Annotated in this window: 1 protein-coding gene; it reads right to left on the minus strand. The window is 51.8% G+C overall.

Annotated features, from left to right (window positions below):
- Positions 1-112: 112 nt before the first annotated feature.
- The gene (locus IV91_RS0111715) at positions 113-961 is read right to left on the minus strand and encodes a nucleotidyl transferase AbiEii/AbiGii toxin family protein (RefSeq protein ID WP_150112472.1); all 849 of its coding nucleotides are present in this window, start codon (positions 959-961) and stop codon (positions 113-115) included.
- Between the last annotated feature and the right edge of the window lie 148 nt (positions 962-1109).

Genomic DNA, 1109 nt, shown 5'->3' on the forward strand with positions numbered 1-1109 from the left:
GGTACGCAAAGCGTCAAGGGTGATAGATTCCAGTGCCAAAAGTGTTCTCCCAAGCCAAAAGAGGTCTGAATTGCTCCAAAATTACCTGACACTTGGAAGCCAATTAACCACCTTATCTCAAACCCTGCCGACCCAATAATCCGGAATATTTTTTCGTGCGCAATTCTTCCAACGCTTGATCGGTCAATTTCCACGCATCACCCTTGATGCGGATAATCAGTTCCGTCCATACGCGCTCAAAAGCCTGCAACGCATCGTCGTCGTTGAAACGGACACCGACCGGCAGTAATGGCGCAATGTCCTCAGTGAGGCTGCGCGTGAGCTTTTCCAGCATGCGCTGCTCGGCGACGGCGCGCGTGATGGGTTTGCCTTCAAGCGCCAGGTAATGATCGAAGCAGGCAATGAGTTTGTCTCGATCCATCCCGAGTTGGTCGAGCCCGTGGTGAAGATCGAAGAGATCGCGGTTCTTGCGCCGCTGCAGCAGTGCGCGCAGCTTGGTGCCGAACAGTTCTTCGGGTTCGAAAGACACAATCTCGGCCTCCCCTTGGTACCAATCACTATTCACTGAGAAGGGATAAGTCCTGATGCCGAACAGGTGATCATGCTCACGGGTATTAATTTCCACCTTGAGCTTCAGTGTGGCCTGCAGATCAACTTCGGGTGTGAACTTGAATACCAGGTGCATCGAATGACCGGCCTGTTCGCTTTTACATTTTCCGAGCCATGACAGGGCTTCGCGGATCGCATCGACTGTCGCTCCAATGGGGATGGCTTGGGTCTGCACCAGATCGATATCTTCAGAATAACGCAGCGCTTGTTTAAACAGCAGTTTATGAATAGCCGTGCCCCCGCGAAAAGCGATTTTTCCTTTCAACGCCGGCGACTTAAACAAGTCACACAAGGCACGACTGATGATCAGGTCTTGTTCGATCTGTCTGGCATCGGGCCAAGGCGCCTTCATGCTCCAAGCCTGAATGTAAGCGCTGGGTATCAAAAGTCGATCTCCACGGATTCATTGATCACAAGCTTCCACTTCGCATTTTTTTCATGGGACTCAGACAGGGATTCAATGAGAGGTTTGACAGATGGATCCAGTGGAACCGCCGTCT

The organism is Ferrovum myxofaciens (genome assembly GCF_000735045.1).
In the GTDB taxonomy this organism is placed as follows: domain Bacteria; phylum Pseudomonadota; class Gammaproteobacteria; order Burkholderiales; family Ferrovaceae; genus Ferrovum; species Ferrovum myxofaciens.

Excerpts from the sequence above, each read along its gene's own strand:
- IV91_RS0111715 (WP_150112472.1), bottom strand. The coding sequence starts at position 961 with ATGAAGGCGCCTTGGCCCGATGCCAGACAGATCGAACAAGACCTGATC.